Below are 22,403 nucleotides of genomic sequence, written 5' to 3'. Positions count from 1 at the left end.
CGAGCCCCCGGGCAACGACGACGAGGCCGCGGCCTTCCTCGCGCGCATGGCCGAGATCCTCCAGACCACGGCCCAGGCCTTCGTCGAGATCCGCAACGTCCAGGCCCGCTTCGGCGAGGAGATGGGCGTGCGGACCATCCGCGAGTACACGCCCCTGCACGCCGCCGCCGATGCCCGCAACGTGCTCGACTACCTGCTCGATTGGCGCCGCGGCGGCCCCGAGCGCAACGCCCAGCTCTCGGCGGTCTACAGCGACTTCATGCTCCACCAGGTCGCGCTGATCAACGGCGTCGTCGAGGGCACGCAGGCGATGCTCGACCAGTTCCGCCCAGCAGAGATCGAGCGCGGCGTGGGCGGGCTCAACAAGTCGGCGTCGGCGTGGAAGAAGTACACGGAGCGCTACGCGGAGAACATCGAGGAGCGGGGCGTGGCCGCGCTGGTCTTTGGTCCCGAGTTCGCCCGGGCTTACTCCGAAGTGGGCAGCAGCTAGCAGGCTCGGCTTCGCAGATACCAGGCAGATACGAGAAGAGCGCGGTGTCCGAGGACACCCGCGCTCTTCTTGCCGTGGGCGACGAGGGTCTACTCTTCGTCCTCGACCGTCGCGTCGTGGGCGACCGAGCCGTAGTTCTCGATCATCTCGTCCCAGACGCTCTTGCGGGTCTCGAAGTAGCGGTCCTGGTAGAGCAGGCTGCGGTCGTTGGCGGCCGAGCGGAAGTCCTGGGGCGGGGCCTCGGGCTGCTCGGGGTCCTTGTCGCGGATGACGATCTGCTCGGCGACCAGGGGGGCCTCGCCGTCGAAGCTCACGCTGCGGACGATCTCGAACTTGCGCACCCAACCGTCGGGTAGGTCGGAGGTGTACTGCTCGAACATCGCGAACTCGGCCTCGCCGAGGCAGGCGCCGCCCTCGTCGGCGGATTGCTTGAGGGGGACGGTGACGAAGCGATCGTTGACGACGGGCAGCAGCTTCATGATCCGCTGGCAGATCTTGTCGTCGAAGCTGCAGTTGTCGCTCTCGACCACGAGCAGCTTGGCGCCGGCGCCGGTGACCTCGATGCGCATGCGGGCCTTCTCGGCGTAGGCGCGCAGGGTGCCGAGGTTGCGCACGGCGACGCCCTTGTCGGTCCACTCGACCCGGGCGACGGGCCCGACGGCCTCGCCAGAGTCGTAGTGGGTGGCCTTGACCCACACGAGGCTCGAGCCCTCGGGGCCCTCGTTGATGACGATGTCGGCGTCGGTCAGCGGGCGGGCGGGGAGCCGGCCGGTCTCGATGTCCTTGCCCACGGGGCAGCCCGAGACGGTGTTCGGCTCGGCCTCCTCCTCGCCCTCGATGCGCGGGGGCAAGGTGGGGGTGAGGGAGTCGGAGCCCGTGCAGTCCTGGGGCGCGTCGGCCGGGAGCATCTTGTCCCGGTCGAAGTTGGACAGGAGGATCGAGAACCAGATGTCCGCGGGGAGCTCTTGGACCTCGGACTCGACGGCGGTGCCGCTGGCGACCTCGGCGGTGCACAGGGGCATGGGGCCGGTCGGGCCCTTCTTGCAGGCGACGGCCGTGGCGGCCGCGGCCGCGCCCAGCAGCAGGGCCAGGCCGAGGGAGGTGAAGGCGTCGCGCCGCATCACTTGATGCCCTCGTCGCGGATGACCTTGGTGTCGGTCTTGTTGACCTTGCGCTTTTTGACGATCAGGTCGATGGAGAAGACCTTGCCGCGCTTGTTCTTCCACAAGTAGACGTCGTTCTTCTCGGCCAGCGACTTGAGCTTGCCGGGCTCCATCTGCCGCTTGGGGTGGTTGATGTAGTAGGCCCGGGGGGGCTTGTAGCCCTCGCGCTCGGGCATCACGGCGAGGCGGAACACGCCGTCCTCGGCCTGCACGAAGCCGTAGGCGCAGTCCTTGTCCTTGCAGCTCGAGGTGAAGGTCACCCACATCAGCGGGGCGCCGTTCTTTTGGTCGGTGTCGACGATCACGCCGCGGGTGTTCTTGGCGATGATCACCTTGAGGAGGTTGTCCTCGTTGGACTCCGTGATCGTCTTGTTGACGTCGTAGTCCTCGTCGTCGCCGGCCTCCTCGTAGATGACGATGAGCTTCTTGCTCACGAACACGCGGAGGTCATCGACAGCCTGCTCTTGCTTGTCGATGCGCTCGAACTCGGCCGGCGTCAGCCGGAGGCGCTTGGCACAGCCGGTGGTGGTGCTCAGGCCGAGGGACAGGGCAAGGACGCTCAGCGTCCGCACGATTCGCTGGTGATGGAAGGCGGGCGCGCGCATTTTCGGCATTCATGCGTACAGCAGGCCACCGCCGAAGTCAACGTCAAGGGCCCGTTACAGGGCGCGCAACGGCGATTTCTGTCCCAATCAGGGGCGAGGGGCTACCCGCTTGGAGGCGGGCCCCCGGGGCCGGCCGTGGTCGGGCTCATCGGGGCGTCGGCGGGGGTCACGGAGAGCCGAAGGCGGCGCTGCGAGGATTTTTCGCGCTTTGGATCAAGCCCACGCAGGGCTCGAGCTGGGGATCCGCACTGGAGTGAGAAAGCTGTTGGACCACGGCGCGAGCCGGGTCATCCTCGGGTCCCCAGGACCGCTCATGCAAATCAGGATCTCGACCCAGGGCGAGCCTCCGCGCATCGAAACCATCGACAAGGCCGAGGTGACCATTGGCCGCGTCTCGGCCAACGACCTCGTGCTCGCCGAGCGCGGCATCTCGAGCCGTCATGCGGTCCTCCAGATCGGTCAGGACGGCTACCTCTACATCACCGACCTGCAGTCGACCAACGGGACCTTCATCAACGGTCAGCGCATCCAGGGCAGCGCGCCCATCACCTTGCAAGACGAGGTCTACGTCTGCCACGTGAAGATCGAGGTCGCGCTCCCCGGCCAGCAGCTGCCGCCGCCGGCTCCCCAGGTGCCCGTGCAGACGGGCTCGACGCAGATGGCCTCGCCCGATCAGGTCGACGCGCTCCGCCAGGCGCGAGCCTCGGGCTCCGTCGCCGGCGAGATCGGTGGCGGCGGGCAGCAGGGCTACGACCAGCAAGGCCAGTGGCAGCAGGACCAGCAGGGACAGTGGGGCCAGCAGGGCTACGACCAGCAAGGCCAGCAAGGCCAGTGGGGTCAGCAGCAGCAGGGCTACGACCAGCAAGGCCAGCAAGGTCAGTGGGGCCAGCAGCAGCAGGGCCAGCAGGGCTACGACCAGCAGGGTCAGTGGGCTCAGCAGGGCCAGCAGCAGCAGCAGGGTTACGAGCAGGGGCAGTGGGGCCAGCAGCAGCAGGGCTACGACCAGCAGCAGCAGGGCTACGACCAGCAGCAGCAGGGCTACGACCAGCAGGGCCAGTGGGGGCAGCAGTCCGGCGGCTATGACCAGCAGGGTCAGCAAGGTCAGCAAGGTCAGCAGAGCCAGTGGGGCCAGCAGTCCGGCGGCCATGACCAGGGTCAGCAGAGCCAGTGGAGTCAGCAGGGCCAGCAGGGCCACGAGCAGCAGGGCCAGCAGGACCAGTGGAGTCAGCAGGGCCAGCAGGACCAGTGGGGTCAGCAGGGTCAGCAGCAAGACCAGTGGAGCCAGCAGCAGCAAGGTCAGCAGGGCCAGCAGGGCTACTACGGCGACGGTCAGTACGGGGGCGGTGGAGACTACGGCAGCGGCGGCAACCGTCCGCCACGCCCAGGATCGGCCGAGCCGCCCAGCTTCTCGTCTGCGCCCGTCGAGATCGAGGAGATTGAAGAGCTCGAGGAGATCGAAGAGCTCGAGGAGATCGAGCCGGACGAGCCGTCGATGGAGGGACCGCCGTCGATGGAGGGACCGCCGTCGATGGGAGGACCGCCGTCGATGGGAGGACCGCCGTCGATGGAGGGACCGCCGTCGATGGAGGGACCGCCGTCGATGGAGGGACCGCCGTCGATGGGAGGAGGCCCGCCGTCGATGGGAGGAGGCCCGCCGTCGATGGGAGGAGGCCCGCCGTCGATGGATGGGCCGCCGTCGATGGGAGGAGGCCCGCCGTCGATGGATGGGCCGCCGTCGATTGGAGGAGGCCCGCCGTCGATGGATGGGCCGCCGTCGATGGGAGGAGGCCCGCCTTCGATGGAGGGACCGCCGTCGATGGGGGGAGGACCGCCGTCGATGGACGCCGCGCCGCCGGCGATGGACTCGCCGCCCTCGCTGGGAGGCCCACCGGCGATGGACTCGCCGCCCTCGCTGGGAGGCCCACCCTCGATGGATGGACCTCCGTCGATGGACGCCGGCCCGCCGTCGATGGACGCCGCGCCGCCGTCGATGGGCGCGCCGCCGTCGATGGGCGCGCCGCCCTCGATGAACCCGGCTTCCGACTCGCACTCCGCGTCGACGATCGTCGATCGGGCGCCCCAGGCCACCCCCGCGCCGCAGCCGGAGATCGAAGAGCTCGAGCCCGAGCCCGCTGCCAAGAAAAAGAGCCCGGCCCAGCCGCCGCCCAACCCCCACGCCGCGACGCGGACCTTCGTCGCCCAAAAGCGCCGGCGCAAGGAGCCCGAGCAAAAGCCGGCCTTCGACAAGATCCTGCGCCGCAGCCCGCCGGACTACGTGGCCCGCGCGCGGGTCCTTCGGGACATGCTCTCGGACCTCGGGGTCAGCGGCGGGGACCTCCCCGATGACGGCGAGAAGCAGCGCAAGGCCGCGCGGGTGGGCGCCAAGCGGCGCATCGCGGTGCTCGACAAGGAGCACCCCGAGCTCGACCTCGACGACACCGAGTCCGAGGCCCAGGCCCTGCTGCGCGAGCTGTTCGAGTACGGGCCCTTGACCGACGCGATGTCCGACCCCTCCGTGCGCGAGGTGGTCGTCCGCGGTCCGCACCAGGTCTGGGTCGTGCGCGAGGACGGGCGCGAGCGCCTGCCGGCGGGCTTCTCCGGCCCCGACGCCGTGGGCCTGCTGGTCCGCCGCCTCGCCGACGCCCGGGTGCGCTGGGACGAGACCCACCCCTGGCTCGACCTCTACCTCGCCGACGGCTCCCACATCCGGGGCGCCCACGCGAGCGTGGCCCCGGGCGGGCCGGTGGTGGTCATCGAGCGCCCGGCCCCAACCCGCGGGGAGGGGCTCGTCGAGCTCGTCGCCGAGGGCGTGCTGCCCCCGGCCCTGGCCGAGCTCCTGGTCGCGCTGTTCCGCGGCCGCGGGAGCCTGCTGCTGTGCCTGGGCGAGGGCACGGACGGCGCGCCCTTGCTCTCCGCCCTCGGTCACGAGCTGGGCAACATCGCCGCCGAACGCCTCGCCCTGGTCCGTACCGGCGGCCGGGTCGCGCCGCCCAACGGCGCCCTGGTGTTCGACGCCGAGCCGGGCCTGACCGGGGCCTCCATCTCCCTGGCCGTCGACGCCGGGGCGACCCGCCTCATGGTCCACCGCGGCGGCGGGTCGGGCCTGGCGAGCATCTGGTCCGGGCTCGAGCGCGGCCTGGCCCAGGTCGTGCTCAGCCTGCGCTCGCCGACCCCCGAGGAGGCCCTGTCGACCTGCGTCGAGGGCCTGGTCCTCGGCGGCTTTGGTCGCGAGCGCAACACCCTGGCGAGCCGGGTCGGTGACACCTTCGATCTGGCCCTGACCCTCGCCCCCCGCTCGGACGGTGGGGAGGCCGTCGTGACCGTGTCCGAGTTCGATCGCCGCGGCCAGACCCGGCAGCTGCTGAGCCGGTCCTCGCCAGAGGGCGTGTGGCACCACCACGGCGACCCCAGCTGCGTGGCCGCGCTGGCGCGTCGGGGTGTACCCTTCGATCCGGCGCGCCTGGCAGCCCTCGGCCAGTAGACCCCGCCTACACTCGCTTTCCACCCCCGTCCACCCCCTCACCAAACGCGCCCCGAGATTCCACCGCGATGCCCCGCCCCGTCCTCGCCGATTCCCCCCTCCTCGTGACCTCGCCCCGCGCCCGCGGGCTCAGCCTGGCCCTGGGACTGACCTTGGGCCTGTCCGCCTCGTTCGGCCTGAGCGCGTGCAAGAAGAAGCAAGAGCGCGAGAGCTGCTCCCCCGACGACTACGCGTTCGAAGAGGTCGTGGTCGGGATGCAGGCCGACGCGGCGCTCAACCTCGACTCCGAGGGCAACCCGCTGCCCACGGTCGTCCGCCTCTACCAGCTCAGCGGCGACCTGGCCACGCGCAACCTCGACGCCGGCGAGCTGTGGGAGGACCACGAGGCCGCGCTCGGCGACGAGTACCTGGCCGACAAGGAGATCCAGCTGTTCCCCGAGGGCGTCGAGGAGATTCCCCTGACCCTCGAGGCCGACGCGCGCTTCATCCTGGTCGCGGCGGGCTTCCAGCAGCCCGTGGGCAACACCTGGTTTCGGGTCTACGAGGTCCCCGACACCTACGGGCGCCAGGCCTGCGACAAAAAGCGCGAGGGCGGCAACCCCGACGAGCTGGGCACGCCCTGCGTGTACCTGATGTTCGAGCGCAACACCGTCGACGGCGGCAAGTCGGTGCCGCCGGGCTTCGACAAGGCCAAGCTCGAGACGACCTGCACCCCGGTCTATACGCCCAAGACGACCACCGCCAGCGAGTAGCGCCTCCCTTCCTCCCGTCTCCGACTCGACTTCAACCGACCACGACCACGACGAACCGTCCATGGCACGCAAGCAGCACCACGACCGTGTGATCTGGCGCGAGGGGATGTTGATCACCCCGCAACACCTCCAGCAACAAGAGCTCTACGAAGACCAGGTGCTCCACGAGCGCCTGGCCGCGTGCACGCCCCTGAGCTGGGGCGTGCAGGAGGTCGAGTTCGACGCGGGGGCCCTCAAGAGCGGGCGCCTGCAGCTGACCAAAGTCACCGGCTCGATGCCCGACGGGCTCGACCTGCGCGGCGAGCTCGAGGTGCCCTCGCGGACGATCAGCGACCACTTCCCGGCGACCTCCAAGTCCCTGCACGTCAACCTCGGGGTGCCGCGGCTGCGCGAGGGCGTGTCGAACTTCCACGAGGTCGACAGCGAGTGGCGGGGCCGCTACCTGACGGTGACCAAGTCCGTCGGCGACCTGTCGATGAGCAAGAACGTCCGCAACCTCGACTTCGGCCAGGCCGCGCCGGTGCTGCTGTTCGGCAGCGAGAAGGACGAGGACCACATCAAGGTCAAGATCGCCGAGATCGTCCGCGACGAGGACGGCTCGTTCATGCTCTCGCCGGACTACATCCCCCCGGTGCTCAACATCGGGGCCTCGCCGGTGATCATGGCCGGGATGCGCGAGATCATGAGCCTGTCGGTGGTCAAGCAGCGCGCGCTGACGGCCGGTCGGCGCCAGCGCGACGCCTCGTCCATCGAGTTCGCCTCGGCCGACGTGACCCGCTACCTGTTCCTCAACGCGATCAACTCGGGCATCCCGCTGCTCAAGCACGTCAGCGAGGAGCCCAAGACCTCGCCGCTGGCGGCCTACCTGATGCTCTTGCAGTACGCGGGCGGGCTGTCGAGCTTCACCGGCGAGATCGATCCTTCGACCTTCCCGCGCTTCCAGTACCTCGACCTGCGCGCCTGCTTCAGCGTGATGTTCGACCACATCAAGACGATGCTGGGCGCGGCGGTCAAGGACATGAGCATCAAGATCCCGCTCGAGGCCCGCGAGGACGGCATGTGGATCGGCCGCCTCGGCGAGCAGCGGATGATCGACTGCAAGGACTGGGTGCTGGCCGTCGAGGCCGACGCCCCGGAGCAGCAGGTCGCCAACAAGCTGCCGCAGCTGTCGAAGATGTCTTCGTGGAAGCAGATCAGCGCGATCGTCAAGTCGGCGACCCCGGGCGTGCCCCTGCTGCCCACGCACCGCCCGCCCACGGAGGTCGCGATCAAGCCGGGGCAGGTCTACTTCATGATCAAAAAGGACGACCGCTACTGGCGAGACGTGCTCGCCGAGCGGACCATCGCCATCTACGTGCCGCCGCCCTACGACGCCAAGCGGGCCAAGCTCTTCCTCATGGGCATCCCGCGCACGGACGGCTGAGCCTCACCGCGACGCAGATCTAGGAGCGGAGCATGGAACGCATCAACGAAGTCACCAAGGACTGCTTCAACGCCCTGATCCAGTTCCGGGCCGCGGACGCCTCGGCGATGGCCTCCCCGCAGATGCCCTACCAGCGCCTGTGCGGCTTCATCGACCAGATGTTGGCCCACGCCCGGGAGCTCGGCTACGAGGAGGTCGACGTCGTCGACATGGCCTACGCCGTGGTCGCCCTCGCCGACGAGGTCGCGCTGCACAAGGGCGGGGCGATCCGCGACTTTTGGATGCAGCGCCCGCTCCAGCTGCACTACTTCAACGAGAACCTGGCCGGCGAGGGCTTCTTCCACCGGCTCAACGCGGTGATGAGCGACCCGGGCCGGGTCGACATCCTGCGCGTGTTCTACACCTGCTTGCTGATGGGCTTTCAGGGCCAGTACGCCATCCGCGGCGGCGAGCTCGAGCTCGACGCGATCGTCCGCCGGGTCAAGGAGGCGCTGCGCAACCAGCTCAAGGATCAGCCGCTCTCGGTCCAGCCCCTGCGCCCCAAGGAGGACACCGGGCGGGCCGACGGCATCCCGGCGATCTGGATCGCGCTGTTCTTCTTGCTGTTCTCCCTGGGCCTGCTGATCGTGCTGCGCATCGGCCTCAACAACCAGCGCGAGGACCTGGTCGATCGCATGGGGCCGGTGTCGCCGATCCCCGACTCGGGCGTGGGCGCGGGCGGAGGCCCCGGCGACGAGCCGGGCAAGGCCGCAGGCGGGAGCGCGAGCGCGAGCGTGCAGGCGACGGGCGACGACGCCAAGGCTGGCGGCGAGGGCTGAGGGCCGAGGAGACGGAGGTCGAAAACCATGAGCATCTTGAAGTACGTCTTCGCGGTCCTGCTGATCCTGGTCGTCTGGGGCCTGTGGTGGTTCCTGGGCCTGCCGACCTGGATCGCCGTGCTCGCCACGGTGCTGATCATCGTGATCCTCGCGGTCGTGGTGATCTGGGGCATCGTCAAGGCACGCCGAGCGGCGGCCAAGATCGAGGCCGCGCTGGCCAAGCAGGGCGCGGCCCAGGCTGCCGGCGCGCGCCCGGACATGCAGGCCGACATCAACGCGATGTCGACCGAGTTCAACAAGGCCGTCGGCGCCCTCAAGGGCTCGAAGCTGGGCAAGGAGGCGCTCTACGCCCTGCCCTGGTACGTGATCATCGGCCCGCCCGGCGTCGGCAAGAGCACCGCGCTGCGCAACTCGGGGCTGCAGTTCCCCTACCTCTCGGAGCGCGGCGGCGGCTCGGTCAAGGGCATCGGCGGCACGCGCAACTGCGACTGGTGGATGACCAACCAGGCGGTCATCGTCGACACCGCCGGCCGCTACACCACCGAGGACACCGACCGCGACGAGTGGCTGGCCTTCCTCGACCTGCTCAAGGACACCCGGCCCAAGCGGCCGATCAACGGCATCCTCCTCGCCGTCGCCGTGTCCGACCTGGCCGTGGCCAGCGAGGACGAGCTCAACACGATGTGCATGAAGATCCGCGCGCGCATCGACGAGGTCACCAAGCACCTCGAGATGAGCGTCCCGGTCTACGTGCTGTTCACCAAGTGTGACCTGCTGCCCGGCTTCGTCGAGATGTACTCGGAGATGGGCAAGAACGACCGCCGGCAGATCTGGGGCTTCACCCTCCCGGTCACCGGCGCGCACGCGGGCGTCGACCCCGTGGGCACCTTCTGCGACCAGTTCGACCGCCTCGCCGACCGCACCGAGCAGCGCGCCTTCAAGCGCATGGGCGACGAGCGGCGCATCGAGAGCCGCGGCAAGATCTACGCCTTCCCCCAGCACTTCGAGATGCTGCGCGAGAACCTCGCCAGCTTCATCGGCATGGTGTTCACCGGCAACGTCTACGCCGAGACGCCGATGCTGCGCGGCTGCTACTTCACCAGCGGCACCCAGGAGGGCCGGCCCATCGATCGGCTGATGGGCTCGATGGCCCAGGCCTTCGGCATGCAGGCCAACTCCCTGCTCGGCGCCCAGCAGACCGAGGCGCGCAGCTACTTCCTGGGCAACCTGTTCAACAAGGTGATCTTCGCCGACCGCGAGCTGGCCCGGCGCAGCGCCAAGCACATGCTGCGCTCGCAGGTCGTCAAGTGGGCGGCGGCCGGCGGCATCTTGCTGACGGCGATCGGCGCGACGGTGCTGCCGATCCGCTCGATGAAGGCCAACCAGGAGGTCCTCGGCGAGGTCGACGAGGCGACGGAGAAGGTCGCCGAGCCCAACGAGGGCGCGGCCATCGCCCCGGTCGAGCGCATCTACCCGCTCTACGAGGCCCAGGACAAGGTCTACGAGTTCGAGAACGACTCGACCCCGGTCAAGCTGCGCTGGGGCATGTACCAGGGCGACCAGGTCCTCGACCCGGCGCGCTCGCTGTTCGGCCGGACCATGCGCGCCGAGCTGATCGTGCCCTTGCTCGAAGAGCGCCGCCTCGAGCTGACCAACTTCGCCAACCGCTACCCCACCGACGAGGACGAGCCCCCCGTCGACGAGTCGGGCGCGGCCTTCGAGTCCCTGCGCGCCTACCTGCTCCTCGCCGGCCCGCTCTCGGACTACAAGCAAGCCGAGCTCGAGGTGGTCGTCGCCGAGGCGGCCAAGGAGGACGAGTGGCTCGCCGAGCGCCTCGCGCGGTGGTGGGGCGACGCCCTGCTGATCGACAGCGAGAGCCCCAGCTACGCCAAGATGCTGACGATGACCAAGGAGTACGTGCGCGTGCTCCGGGAGCAGCGCAGCCTCGAGATCAAGCCCGACAAGGAGCTCGTCGCCAACGTCCAGAAGGTGCTGCGCCGCAGCGACCGGACCGAGGCCATGCTCGCCGAGCTGATCAAGGCCGCGGGCGAGACCGCCGGGGTCAAGGACGTGACCTTGACCGGCATGAAGCTCGGGACCTCGGTCTACAAAAACGGCGGCATCCGGGTGCGCGGGGCCTTCACCCGCCAGGGCTGGGAGAAGTACGCCCGCGGCGAGCTGGCCAAGCCCCAGGGCGAGTTCGTCGGCGGCGAGTGGGTCCTGGGCCTGACCGACAAGCAGGCCCGCGAGCGCCGCCTCGAGGATCGCCTGCGCCTGCGCTCGCGCTACTTCGACCAGTACATCAAGGAGTGGGACCAGTTCATCGCCAAGATCTACGTCGAGCCGGCGGAGGACATGGCGGGCTCGCTCAAGATGTTCCAGGACCTGGCCCGGGCCGGCACGCCGCTGCGCGTGATCCTGACCCAGGTCGGCTGGCACGTGGAGCTCAAGGAGGCGCCCCAGGAAGAGGGCGCCGACTCGCCGTGGTGGGAGAAGAGCCTGACCCCGGAGCTGCGCGACAAGCTCGAGGCCGAGGCCATGGAGCACGGCGCCCGGGCCCTCTACGAGCGCCGCGACGTCAAGAACCACTTCGTGCCCTTCGTCGGCTTCGGCGTCGACGTGGAGGCCGAGGCCGACCCCGACGGCCCGCCGCCGGCGGCCGGCGCCCTGCAGATCGACGTCTACGCCGAGCAGCTCACGGCCGTGCGCGACTCCCTGCAGGCGGCCATCGACGACGAGGCCGAGATGGGCGGGCTGGGCAAGAAGCTCAAGACCACGACCAACGTGGTCAAGGGCCAGATCGCCGAGCAGCAAGAGCCCTGGCGCAGCCGCTTCGACAACATCCTGCGCCCGCCCTTCGACGCCGTGCGCGGCGTGGTCGAGGGCGGCGAGCGCAACCAGCTGGGCGCCTCGTGGTGCAGCTCGGTCTACCAGCCCTGGCAAGAGCAGGTCGCGACCAAGTACCCCTTCGACAAGAAGGGCTACGACCTGCCCCTGTCCGAGTTCGGGGCCTGGTTCGGCGAGACCAGCCCGGTGTGGGAGTACTACGACACCGTGCTGACCAACCGGGTCGAGCGCAACGGCAACTCGTTCAAGATCAAGTCCGGCGGCAAGGCCTCGACCCTCTCGGTCAACCCGCGCATGCCCGACTTCCTGACCGACATGGCCGACGCTGGCTCGGTCATGTTCCCGCCGGGGGCGACGGCGCCCAAGTTCGACTTCGAGGTCCAGATCGACGGCACGCCGGGGGTCTCGGAGATCACCCTGAGCGTCGACGGGACCAAGGTCTCGTACCGCAACGGCCCGCAGACCTGGAAGCCCATGACCTGGCCGGGCACCGAGGGCGACCCCGGGGCGACGATCCGCGCCAAGGGCCTGGGCCGCAACGGCGAGGTCAGCCGCCAGGGCGAGTGGGGCTTTTGGCGCCTGCTCGCCGAGGCCAACGTGTCGGGCTCGGCGGGTCAGCAGGTCTACTCGATCAAGTGGGACCTGTCGGACCAGCAAGTCGGCGTGATCACCATCCGGCTGCGGCCCAAGCGGGCCGAGACGCCGCTGTTCGGCGTGCCCTCGCGCGGGACCAACAAGTACCTGGGCCTGTTCACCTCCATGAGGGTGCCGCGCTCGGTGATCAGCGGCTACAGCTGCAAGGTGGAGGAGTCGGGGTGAGCAGCGTCGGCCTGTTCGGCAAGACGCCCTCGCAGCGCGACTTCGTCCGGGTCAACATCGGCTCCCAGGTCGTCCGCGCCCTCGACGAGTGGCTGCGCGAGAGCGTGATGTCCCTGCCGGCCCTGCGGGCGCACCTGCCCCCGGAGCCCGTGCCCTTCGTCTTCCGCGGCCCCAACAACGTCGGCGTGCTCGTGGGCGTGATGGTCGGCAGCCAAGACGGCGTCGGCCGGGAGTTCCCCCTCGCGGTGTTCCACCACATCGACGGGGCCGCCCACGCCCGCAACTTCGCCGGCATCCCCCGGGCCTACGGGGGCTTCATCCAGGCCGCCTCGGACCTGCTCACGCGGGTCGACACGGCGGACCCGAGCCACCTGCCGTGGATGCTCGAGCAGCTGCCCCAGCCGACCCCGGCGCAGGTGTCCGCGGCCCTCGAGCAGGGCTGGCAGCAGCTGCTGGCGATCTCGGCCGACGAGCTCCTCGACCGCCTGTTTTGCCGACCCACGGGCAACCCCGAGGGCGACCGCTGGACCGACGACCACATCTACGGCCTGGGCATGGTGCTCACGGCCTGCTACCGCGTCGCCGGCCAGGCGCCGCGCAGCGTCGGCGTGACCCTCGACTGCCCGGTGACCGCCGACAGCGAGCTGGTGTTCTGGCTCGACCTGTGCCGCCGGGTGCTCGGCTGGACCGCGCCGCCGAGCTTCATGTGGTCCCAGCGCCAGTACCGGATGCTCCTGACCCTCGGCAGCCCCGGGTCCAAGCTGCTCGGCGTGCTCGGGACCCCGGGGACCTTCGACCAGTCGATCTGGCCGGTGGTCCCCGACGACGAGGAGCAGGTCGCCCGCGGCGCGAACTTGCTGCTGCCCCAGCAGCGCCAGGTCATCGATCGCCCGGGCCAAAGCGGCGCCGCGCTGCTCGACGGCATCGCGCCCTCGCACTGAAGTCTCCCCCGCACCGCCGCTGACGTCCACGACCGCGCCCCTTCGCCATGGCCCAGCAAAACTCGCCCAACCGAGACCGCGTCAACCTGGTCTACCGCGACAACGAGACCAAGGCTGAGAAGGAGCTGCCCTTCAAGATCCTGGTGATCGGGGACTACACGGGCGCCGAGGACGACCGGCCCCTCGACGAGCGCGTGCCGATCAAGGTCGATCGCGGCAACTTCGGCGCGGTCATGTCGGACATGGGCCTCGAGCTCCGGGTCAACGTCGCCAACGCGATGAGCGACGACCCCGAGGACACCTTGGCCATCCACCTGAAGTTTCGTTCGCTCGCCGACTTCACCCCGGCGTGGGTCGCCGAGCAGGTCCCCGAGCTGCGCGCGATGATCGAGGCCCGGCAGGGGCTGACCGAGCTCAAGCACTGGCTGCGCGAGGGCTCGCTGGTGTTCCGCATGCAAAAGGCGCTGTCGTCCCCGGAGACCCGGGCGCAGCTGCGGCGCGAGCTGAACGTGCCCTACCCCAAGCGCAAGGCCGGCAAGGGGGCCCAGGGATGAGCGCGCAGCTGCTCGACTGGATCCTTGAGGGCGCCGAGGTCGACGCGGCGCACCCCGACTACCGCGACCTGCACCGGGCCGTGTCGGCCTACCTGCGCACGCGCCTCAACGACTTCGACGACCCCGACCCGGCCGAGCTCGAGGCCGAGGCCAAGGCGAAGGAAGAGGCGGCCGCCAAGGCAGCAGCGCAGCCCGCCGACCTCGACGCGCCGGAGTCGCTGACGGGAGAGGGCGCTGAGGCGCCTGCGCTGTCCGAGCCGGCGCTGTCCGAGCCAGCCGACAACGCCGCGCTGCTCGAGGACATGCTCGAGAACGCCGAGGTCGTCCCGGACACGCGGATCCGCAAGGGCATCACCGTCGAGCCCCACCAGATCCTCGTCGACGCGCCCAGCGTGGACGCGAGCATCGTCGCCCTCGATCGCCTGCTCGCGCTCCAGGTCGACGCCATCCTCCACGACGAGCGCTTCCAGAGCCTCGAGGCCGCGTGGCGCTCGCTTCGCTACCTCATCGAGCAGGTCAACTTCCGCGAGAACATCCAGGTCCACCTGCTCAACTGCTCCAAGCAGGACCTCGTCGACGACTTCGAGGACGCCCCCGAGATCGCCAAGTCCGGGCTCTACCGCCTGGTCTACGCCATCGAGTACGGCACCTTCGGCGGCGAGCCCTACGGGACGATCGTGTGCGACTACGAGTTCGACCCGGGGCCCATGGACATGAACCTGCTGGCCAACTGCGCCGCGGTCGCGGCCATGGCCCACGTGCCCTTCCTGGCCAACGCCTCGCCGCGCTTTTTCAACGAGGAGAGCTTCGAGCAGCTGGCCACCTACGCCGACGTGCGGGCCCTGTTCCAGACGCCTCAGTACACGCGCTGGCACAGCTTCCGGGACAGCGAGGACTCGCGCTACGTGGCCCTGTGCCTGCCCCGCTTCCTGCTCCGCGAGCCCTACGGCCGCCAGGACGTCGAGGCCTTCACCTACATCGAGCAGACCCCCGACAAGGCGAACTACCTGTGGGGGCACGCGGCCTACTGCTTTGCGACGCGGGTGGCCGAGAGCTTCGCCCGCTACCGCTGGAGCCCGAACATCATCGGGCCCACGGCCGGCGGCGCCGTCGATGGCCTGGCGATGATCGACTTCCCGTCGATGGCGGGCATCGAGTCGCGCATGCCCACGGAGCTGCAGCTGACCGAGCGCCACGAATTCGAGCTGTCGGAGGAGGGCTTCATCGGGATGGTCTTCCTCAAGGGCGAGGGGAGGGCGTGCTTCTTCTCGGCCAACTCCTGCCAGCGGCCCAAGACCTACGCGAACACCGAGGAGGGCAAGGCGGCGAGCCTGGGCGCCCGGCTCGGCGCGCAGCTGCCCTACATCTACATCGTCTGCCGCCTCGCCCACTACTTGAAGGTGCTGCAGCGCGAGGAGATCGGCCGCCACCTCGAGCGCGGCGACCTCCAGCGCGAGCTCAACGCCTGGCTGCGCCAGTACATCTCGGACATGGACAACCCGGCGCCGGCCGTCCGCGGGCGCCGACCCCTGCGCCAGGCAGAGATCACCGTCGAGGAGGTCCCCGGCCAGGCGGGCTGGTACCGGGCGCACCTCAAGCTGCGTCCGCACCTCAAGTACATGGGCGCGTCCTTCACCCTCTCGCTCGTCGGCAAGCTCGAGCGCGAGGGTTAGTCGGTCGCGCGGCGGAGGACCTCGGCGGCGAGGGCCTCGGTCTCGGCCTCCATGGAGGCCTGGAGCTGCCCGCCGTAGCGGGTCTCGACCGTGCGCCGGGCGCTCCCGCCGACGGTCAGCACGACCCGAAAGCGCGTCCCGCCGGCGCCGTCGTCGACGAGCTCGCGGCAGCGCAGACCCGTGGCGAAGGCCGTGGTCGGCCCGCCGTCGCGCCAGCAAAGGCGCCCGGGGGCGTCCACGGCGGTGATGCGATGCCACATCGAGCGGGATTCGCCGTCGAGCACGACCTCGATGTCCACGCGCGCGCCGAGCTCGGCAGGTCCGCTGGCGGACACGATCCACGGGTTCCAGTCGGCGTAGTGGTCAAAGTCGACGAGCACGGCCCACACGGCCTCTGGGGGCGCCGGGATGGAGGCTTCGTGGCTCCACTCGACCACCTTCGGGGGCCTTGGGATCTTGCGGTCGCGGGCGGGGTCGTAGGCGGTGCAGGCACAGACCGCTGCGAGGACCAGACCCATGAGCAGGTGGGCGTGGGTGGTGTGTGGCACCTGGGGGAGCATACGTGCGCTGCTCCGTTGGCCCGCGAGCCGGGCGCTTGGTTGAAATGCGGTCATGTAGGCCTGGGTCTCACCCCGCGGCACCCACGACATCTCGATCCTGCTGCTGCGCCTGACGCGATCGGGTAGAGTCGCCTGGTATGTCGGCCAGGTGCCATCCCCTGGCCGAGGAGACCCCGTGTCGGATTCGACTGAGTTCAACCAAGGCGGCCCGCCCCAATCCTCGGTTCCTGGCTGGAAGCCCCCGCCGGACCTCGTCGGCACGGTATTGGCCGATCGGTACAAGGTTCTTTCGGTCCTTGGTGACGGCGGCATGGGCCGGGTCTACCTGGGCGAGCACGTCACCTTGCGCAAGCGCGTGGCCATCAAGGTGCTCAAGCAGGAGTTCTGCCACGACCGCACCAACGTCGAGCGCTTCCTCCAAGAGGCGCGGGCGGCATCGATGATCCGCCACGAGAACATCGTGGACATCATGGACTTCGGCCAGGTGCCGGGCGGGTCCGTGTTCTTCGTGATGGAGCTGCTCGAGGGCAGCGACCTGTCCGACCTGCTCAAGGAGGGCGGCGCCCTCCCGTGGATGCGGACGCGCAACATCTTGCTGCAGGTCGTCCGCGCCCTCAAGGCCGCGCACGAGTCGGGGATCATCCACCGCGACATGAAGCCGGCCAATGTCTACTTGATCAAGCGATCGAGCGCGACGGACTACGTCAAGGTCCTCGACTTCGGCATCGCCAAGGTCGACGACTCGACCTCGGGCCTGACCCGCACGGGCGCGGTGTTCGGGACCGCCGGCTACATGGCGCCGGAGCAGGCCTGCGGCGACCCGGTCGACTCGCGCACGGACGTCTACGCCGTGGGCTGCATGATGTTCGAGATGCTCACGGGGCGGCTGCCCTTCCCGGGCACCAACTTCATGCGCGTGCTGACCCAGCACATGAACGAGCCCGCGCCGCTGCCTCGGGACGTCGCCCCGAACGCGGACATCTCCGACGAGGTCGAGCGGATCATCATGACCGCGCTCGAGAAGAACCAGGAGGACCGCTTCCGCGACATGGCGGCGCTCGAGCAGGCCATCGCCCAGGCCAACGGCGAGGTCGCTACCATGCCCCCGCAGAACAAGCCGCGGGTGACCGAGAAGGGGACCATGGTCCTCGACGAGGACGGGCCGAACCCCTTCGCGGGCATGACCCCCGGCCAGCCGCCGCCTGGCTACCAAGGCGGCGGCTCGGACGCGACGATGATGCTCGACGGCATGGGCGGCGTGTCCCTCGGCGACGAGGCCGAGGGCGACGGCGCGACGATGATGCTCGACATGGGCGGCGCGACCCTGGGCGCCGACGCGGAGCCGGCCGACGGCGCGACGATGATGCTCGACATGAGCGGCTCGGGCTCCGGCGCGGCCGTTCCCGGGCCCGTGCCTGGCACCATGCCGCCCGGCCTGGCGGGCCCCGCCCCGAGCCCCGCGCCGAAGCAAGAGGACAACAAGAAGCTCTACATGATGATCGGCGGCGGAGTCCTCGGGCTCATCTTGCTGATCGTCATCGCCGTCGTCGCCTTTGGGGGCAAGAAGGATTCCGAGGAGGTCGCCGACGCCTCCGCCGAGGCCGACGGCGGGGACGCCAAGGCAGACGGCGCAGCGGCAGACGCGGGCGCAGAGCCGGCGGCCGACGAGGGCGCGGCAGCGGACGCGGGCGCGGCAGCAGCAGACGCAGGCGCGGCAGCGGCCGACGCAGGCGCTGCAGAGGGCGGCGCGGCAGCGGACGCGGGCGCGGCCGATGCAGGGGCCGCAGACGCGGGCCCCGAGGTCGCAGCGGCCGACGCAGGCGCGGCGGCAGACGAGGGGGCCGCGGATGACGCGGGCGCGGAGGGAGACGACGGCCTGGTCCTCGAGGACGAGCCGGCGGAGAACCCCGACCCCGTCAAGAAGCCCCCGACGGCCACCAAGGTCAAGGCCAGCCTGAGCGCGGCGGACGTCACCCGCGGCCTCAAGCGCGTCAAGTCCAAGGTCAGCAGCTGCAAGAGCAAGGGCGGCCTGCCAGGCATGAAGGTCAAGGTCAACATGATGATCGTCGACGGCAAGGTGAAGTCCGCCTCGCCGCGGCCGCCCCACTCGAACACGCCCGTGGGCAAGTGCGTGGCCGGGGCCGTCAAGAAGGCGCGCTTCCCCAAGGCCAAGCAGACCAAGATCACCGACCACACCTTCACACTCTGAGCAGGGCTCGAGCGAGGGCCGGGGGAGGCGAGCGAGAGAGTGCAGGGAGCACGGATCAAGATCACCGACCCCGAGGGGCAGACCCGCAGCTTCCCCTTCACCAAGGCTCAGCTGAGCCTGGGGCGGGCGGCGACCAACGACGTCGTGCTCGAGCAAGGGGGCGTGTCCTCGGACCACTGCGTGATCGTCCGCGACCCGATGGGCACCTTCTCGATCGCCGATCGCAACTCGACCAACGGGACGTGGATCGGCGAGCAGCGCATCCACGGCCCGACCCCCCTCGAGCCCGGGGTGTCCGTCACCGTCGGCAGCTACCTCGTCAGCGTCGAGATCGGCGGGACGGGGGCGCTCGTCGGCCGGCCGATCCGGTCCCGGGGCGCGGGGGCCATGGGCATGGGCGTGCGCGGGCCCCTGCTGCGCAAGTCCGAGAGCGAGCGCGCGGCTCGACGGCTCAACGACCGCATCAGCCGCTACGCCAAGGAGTGGGACGAGCAGGACCGGCCCGGCCGCTTGCTGCTGCGTCGCCGGAACCTGCGCCAGGCCCAGGACTTCCTCGAGGCCAGCTTGGGCACCGACGACCCTGAGCTGCAGCTCGGCGAGCTCGAGGAGAGCTTCGTGCGCGCGAGCATCGAGGCCCGAGAGCGCGGCAAGATCTTGCGCTACGCCGGCATCGGCGGCGGCGCGCTGGCGGTGATCGGGCTGCTCGCCTTCGGCGTCAGCCGCATCGGCGGTGAGGAGGACGAGCTCGCCGAGGCCGAGTCGGGCGGCGACACGTCGACCGACGGGGGCGACGACGACTCCGTGGTCGAGCTGGTCGCGGGCGGCGACGAGGGCGGGCAGGACGACACGACCAAGAAGGTGTGGATCGAGCACGTGGTCATCCCGGCCCAGAGCCTCGAAGAGATCGCGCTGCGCTACGACATCCCGCTCCCGACCCTCGCGCGCTGGAACGGCGTCGGCGAGACCGAGGCGCTCGAGGTCGGCCGCAAGCTCCGCGTCGAGGTCGACCCGCTGACCCGGCCGCTGCCCTCGCAGAACTTCGCCTACCGCACGGAGAAGAAGGAGTCGTGGTCGAGCCTGTCCAAGCGCTTCGACGTGCCCGTGGCCAAGCTGCGCGCCTACAACCCCGAGGTCGGCGACGAGCTCCCGCGCAAGGCCGAGCTGTCGATCTGGATCGACCCCAAGCCGCTGCAGCGCAAGGCCAACGCCCAGATCCCGACCTTCGAGGTCCGCGAGGACGCCGTCTCGGTCGGCTCGCCCAACAACGGCTCGATCGAGAACGCCATCCAGTTCCCGCGCAACGACGACCTCTACAAGCGCCGCTACCCCAACATCATGTGGTGCGGCGGGCACATGGCCAAGCACCTGCAGTGGGCCATCGCCTCGTTCCGCTACAACTACGAGTTCGAGGGCGAGATCGTCGTCGCGGACATGAGCAAGAAGAAGGGCGGCCACTTCCCGCCCCACAAGTCGCACCAGTCCGGGCGCGACGTCGACATCTGGCTGCCGACCCTCAAGGGCGTCTACAAAAAGAACCAGCTCAACGATCGCGACTACCGGCCGCAGTCCGAGGAGGCCGACTGGTTCGCGCTCTACGGCTTCCTCCAGGCCCTGCACGAGACCGGAGAGGTCCACGCCGTGTTCCTGGCCTACGAGCTCCACGACCGCGTCTACCAGGCCGCGAAGATCATGGGCGCGACCGACGAAGAGCTCGACGCGATGATCGCCTACCCGCGGGGGGAGCATCACCGCAAGAGCTTGCTGCAGCACTCGCCCGGGCACACCCACCACGTGCACGTGCGCTTCAAGTGCAGCCGGGCGGACAAAGAGGCGGGCTGCTCCAACCGCCTCGCCCACGGCCCCGGCGACTGAGCGCTGCTTTGCCCCCACGGGCATCTCGAACCGGGGGCGCTTCGTCGCTCCACTCCTCCGCTTTGGCTTGGTGGGCAATGGAGTTCGTGCCTTGGAGGGGGCATGTGGTCGCCCCCGCTCGCGGGGGCGCTGAGTCGTTGAGTCGTTGAGTCGTTGAGTCGTTGGGTCGTTGAGTCGTTGAGTCGTTGACGTGGGGCAGGCCATCCCTGACCTGAAAGTCGTTGCGCAGCCGCAAGCGCTTACTCGTGCGCGCGCGAGTGTGGTTCGGGGTCCGGTGCTAGCGTTTTGAGCGATGCGGCGTTCCCGGTCGGAGTCTAGTCGAGAGCGTCCTCGGGGTGGGTCTGCGCCCGCGTCAGCGGGGGCTCAGCGAGGCCCGCGGGATGCCCAAATTTAAGAAGTGCCAGGGGGGGGGGGCCCCAACCCCGGCCGTGCAGCGCCCTGTCCGAGCCTCGGCGCGGTGGCAAAGGAGGGCTTGGGGGCGACCCCCGCTGGGGCCACGCTGCAGGCCTTGGGGGGCCGCGTCGCCGGTGGTGCAGGCGTCGTCGAGCGGGCCGCGGAGGGCGTCCGAGGCAGCGGCCAGGCCTTCCCGCACCGGTCGGCGATCGAGTCTTCTTTTGGGCTGAGCCTCGCCGGGAACACGGCGCACATGGACGCCCAGGCGGGGTTTGCCGCGCGCAGCATCGGGGCCAAGGCCTACGCCTTCGGCTCGAGCGTGGCCTTCCAGTCGAGTTCGCCCAGCTTGCACACGGCGGCCCACGAGGCGGCCCACCTCGTGCAACAGCGGGCGGGGGTGCAGCTCCCGGGCGGGGTCGGCTCGGCGGGCGATCGCTACGAGCGAAACGCCGACGCCGTGGCCGACGCGGTCGTGCGCGGGGAGTCGGCCCAGCCCTTGCTCGCGCCCTACCTGAACGCCAGCGCTGGGGAGTCTGGGGGAGGGGGCGGCGGGAGCCCGAGCGTCCAGATGATCGGCGAGGGCCAGGCGATCCGCGAGAACCTGGCCAGCGGCATGCACCGCGGCAACGTCGTCGCCGACCTCACCAACCATGGCTACGAGACCGCCGCGGCCTCGGACTTCCTCCGCGATCTGGTCGACCTCGGCGCGCCGGTCAACCATGTCCGGCCCTTCCAGCGGGCGCTGGAGACCTCGGTCACCACTCACGTCGCCAACGTCAGCACGACGCGGGAGTACGAGGACTGGTTCTCGGCCAACGAGTGGCACCTGACGCGCTACATCGCCGCGGCGGCCCAGGGCGGAAACTGCGAGGACTGGGCCATGTCGGTGGGCTCGCGCCTGGTCGAGAGCACGACGGGGCAGTGGGTGCACACCGTCCAGTTCGCCGGCAAGGACCACGGCTTCGTGATGACCTACCCCGAGCGGATCCCCCGCGGGCGGGTGCCCGGGGACCTCGACACGAGCCAGGCGATGATCGCCGACGGCTGGTGGGACAACACCGTGATGACCCTGGACACGGCGCTGTTCAAGAACGCCTACGGGCAGCGCTTTCGGCTCACGGACGTCGTGGTCATGGAGTCCATGGAGGCTACGGGTGCGGCCGCCCACGCCCAGACCTTCCCGCCGCAGGTCCTGCAGACCATCCAGACCCAGGTGCCCCAGATGTGGCAGCTCTACGTCGGGACCAACATGTACAAGTTCCGCATCAAGCAGGCGCGGGCGGGGCAAAAAGTCTACGGCACGCCCTCCACGGGCCGCGTGAACATCTACATGGAAGACGCCACGGCGATCTACGCCCAGGCCCTTGGGGGCCTGGCGACCGATCTGAGCCGGGCCTTGACCGCCTGGGCCGCTCGGGTCGACGCGACCTTCGACTTCCAGGCGGACGGGATCACGGCGCCGACCATGCGCTACATCATGGCGCTCGGTGGCGCGGCGCGGACCAAGCTCTACGGCTTCATCAACGCCATCTCCAACAACGACCTGCGCCAGAGCGTGCTGCAGATGATGACGGGCAGGCAGGTCTGGCGGTACTGCAACGACAACCAGATCCTGACCAACTCCTCGTGGCAGAACATGTCGGCGCGGAACAACAACAAGCCGACCATGCGCCACGTCGTCCGCAAGTTGACCAACGCCCAGCTGACGGAGATCCGCAGCAGCATCATGCCCAACATGTGGATCCAGAACATCCGCCCGCACCTGAGCAAGAACCAGCGCCGGGCCGTAGATCCGAGCTGAGC

Annotated in this window: 16 protein-coding genes and 1 pseudogene; 13 read left to right on the top strand and 4 right to left on the bottom strand. The window is 69.8% G+C overall.

Going from position 1 to position 22,403, the window contains the following annotated elements:
• Positions 1-490: type VI secretion system-associated FHA domain protein (locus PPSIR1_RS19440; protein ID WP_006972833.1), on the top strand; the 490-nt coding region annotated here is incomplete at its 5' end.
• 89 nt (positions 491-579) lie between these two features.
• Here PPSIR1_RS19440 and PPSIR1_RS19435 read toward each other — a convergent pair.
• Together PPSIR1_RS19435 and PPSIR1_RS19430 are read right to left on the bottom strand one after the other, a co-directional pair.
• Positions 580-1,611: a hypothetical protein gene (locus PPSIR1_RS19435; protein ID WP_006972832.1), complete on the bottom strand. Its 1,032-nt coding sequence runs from the start codon at positions 1,609-1,611 to the stop codon at positions 580-582.
• A complete protein-coding gene (locus tag PPSIR1_RS19430; protein WP_157595724.1) occupies positions 1,611-2,225 on the bottom strand; it encodes a hypothetical protein in 615 nt (204 codons plus the stop codon). The genes PPSIR1_RS19435 and PPSIR1_RS19430 overlap by 1 nt, the downstream gene beginning before the upstream one ends.
• 346 nt (positions 2,226-2,571) lie before the next feature.
• Here PPSIR1_RS19430 and PPSIR1_RS51285 point away from each other — a divergent pair.
• Positions 2,572-2,763: pseudogene (locus tag PPSIR1_RS51285) on the top strand (FHA domain-containing protein); the annotation flags it as partial.
• An 845-nt stretch (positions 2,764-3,608) separates the two neighbouring features.
• Here PPSIR1_RS51285 and PPSIR1_RS50230 read toward each other — a convergent pair.
• Positions 3,609-4,346 (bottom strand): hypothetical protein, encoded by a 738-nt coding sequence (locus PPSIR1_RS50230; RefSeq protein ID WP_006972829.1) that lies wholly within the window; start codon positions 4,344-4,346, stop codon positions 3,609-3,611.
• Here PPSIR1_RS50230 and PPSIR1_RS50225 point away from each other — a divergent pair.
• From PPSIR1_RS50225 to tssC, 8 genes are all read left to right on the top strand, one after another.
• Positions 4,285-5,739 carry a Flp pilus assembly complex ATPase component TadA gene (locus PPSIR1_RS50225; protein WP_006972828.1) on the top strand — a complete coding sequence of 485 codons (1,455 nt, stop codon included), beginning with the start codon at positions 4,285-4,287 and terminating at the stop codon, positions 5,737-5,739. The genes PPSIR1_RS50230 and PPSIR1_RS50225 overlap by 62 nt on opposite strands.
• A 68-nt stretch (positions 5,740-5,807) precedes the next feature.
• Positions 5,808-6,491: a type VI secretion system lipoprotein TssJ gene (gene tssJ / locus PPSIR1_RS19410; protein ID WP_006972827.1), complete on the top strand. Its 684-nt coding sequence runs from the start codon at positions 5,808-5,810 to the stop codon at positions 6,489-6,491.
• Between the two features lie 61 nt (positions 6,492-6,552).
• Entirely contained in the window at positions 6,553-7,914 is a 1,362-nt protein-coding gene (tssK, locus tag PPSIR1_RS19405; RefSeq protein WP_006972826.1) for a type VI secretion system baseplate subunit TssK, read from the top strand.
• Positions 7,915-7,946: 32 nt separating this feature from the next.
• Positions 7,947-8,732, top strand: a complete 786-nt coding sequence (locus PPSIR1_RS43200; RefSeq protein ID WP_006972825.1) for a DotU family type IV/VI secretion system protein — start codon at positions 7,947-7,949, stop codon at positions 8,730-8,732.
• A 27-nt stretch (positions 8,733-8,759) separates the two neighbouring features.
• Positions 8,760-12,398: a type VI secretion system membrane subunit TssM gene (gene tssM / locus PPSIR1_RS19395; protein ID WP_006972824.1), complete on the top strand. Its 3,639-nt coding sequence runs from the start codon at positions 8,760-8,762 to the stop codon at positions 12,396-12,398.
• A complete protein-coding gene (gene tagF, locus PPSIR1_RS19390; RefSeq protein WP_006972823.1) occupies positions 12,395-13,339 on the top strand; it encodes a type VI secretion system-associated protein TagF in 945 nt (314 codons plus the stop codon). The genes tssM and tagF overlap by 4 nt, the downstream gene beginning before the upstream one ends.
• Before the next feature lie 47 nt (positions 13,340-13,386).
• Positions 13,387-13,893: a type VI secretion system contractile sheath small subunit gene (gene tssB / locus PPSIR1_RS19385; RefSeq protein WP_006972822.1), complete on the top strand. Its 507-nt coding sequence runs from the start codon at positions 13,387-13,389 to the stop codon at positions 13,891-13,893.
• 218 nt (positions 13,894-14,111) lie between these two features.
• Complete coding sequence (tssC, locus tag PPSIR1_RS19380) at positions 14,112-15,566, top strand: type VI secretion system contractile sheath large subunit (RefSeq protein WP_420813367.1); 1,455 nt, start codon at positions 14,112-14,114, stop codon at positions 15,564-15,566.
• Here the strand turns inward: tssC and PPSIR1_RS48035 are convergent.
• Complete coding sequence (locus tag PPSIR1_RS48035; RefSeq protein WP_157595722.1) at positions 15,563-16,114, bottom strand: SRPBCC domain-containing protein; 552 nt, start codon at positions 16,112-16,114, stop codon at positions 15,563-15,565. The genes tssC and PPSIR1_RS48035 overlap by 4 nt on opposite strands.
• Positions 16,115-16,301: 187 nt before the next feature.
• Here PPSIR1_RS48035 and PPSIR1_RS43190 point away from each other — a divergent pair, with 187 nt between their 5' ends.
• The 3 genes from PPSIR1_RS43190 to PPSIR1_RS43185 all read left to right on the top strand — a co-directional run bounded on the left by PPSIR1_RS43190 (position 16,302) and on the right by PPSIR1_RS43185 (position 22,401).
• Positions 16,302-18,335 carry a serine/threonine protein kinase gene (locus PPSIR1_RS43190; protein ID WP_157595721.1) on the top strand — a complete coding sequence of 678 codons (2,034 nt, stop codon included), beginning with the start codon at positions 16,302-16,304 and terminating at the stop codon, positions 18,333-18,335.
• A gap of 39 nt (positions 18,336-18,374) precedes the next feature.
• Complete coding sequence (locus PPSIR1_RS19365; RefSeq protein WP_006972818.1) at positions 18,375-20,207, top strand: penicillin-insensitive murein endopeptidase; 1,833 nt, start codon at positions 18,375-18,377, stop codon at positions 20,205-20,207.
• 457 nt (positions 20,208-20,664) lie between these two features.
• The gene (locus PPSIR1_RS43185) at positions 20,665-22,401 is read left to right on the top strand and encodes an eCIS core domain-containing protein (RefSeq protein ID WP_006972817.1); all 1,737 of its coding nucleotides are present in this window, start codon (positions 20,665-20,667) and stop codon (positions 22,399-22,401) included.
• The last annotated feature ends 2 nt before the right edge of the window (positions 22,402-22,403 follow it).

This window comes from Plesiocystis pacifica SIR-1 (genome assembly GCF_000170895.1).
Classification (GTDB): Bacteria; Myxococcota_A; Polyangia; order Nannocystales; family Nannocystaceae; genus Plesiocystis; species Plesiocystis pacifica.
This window is presented reverse-complemented; position numbering and strand designations above follow the sequence as displayed.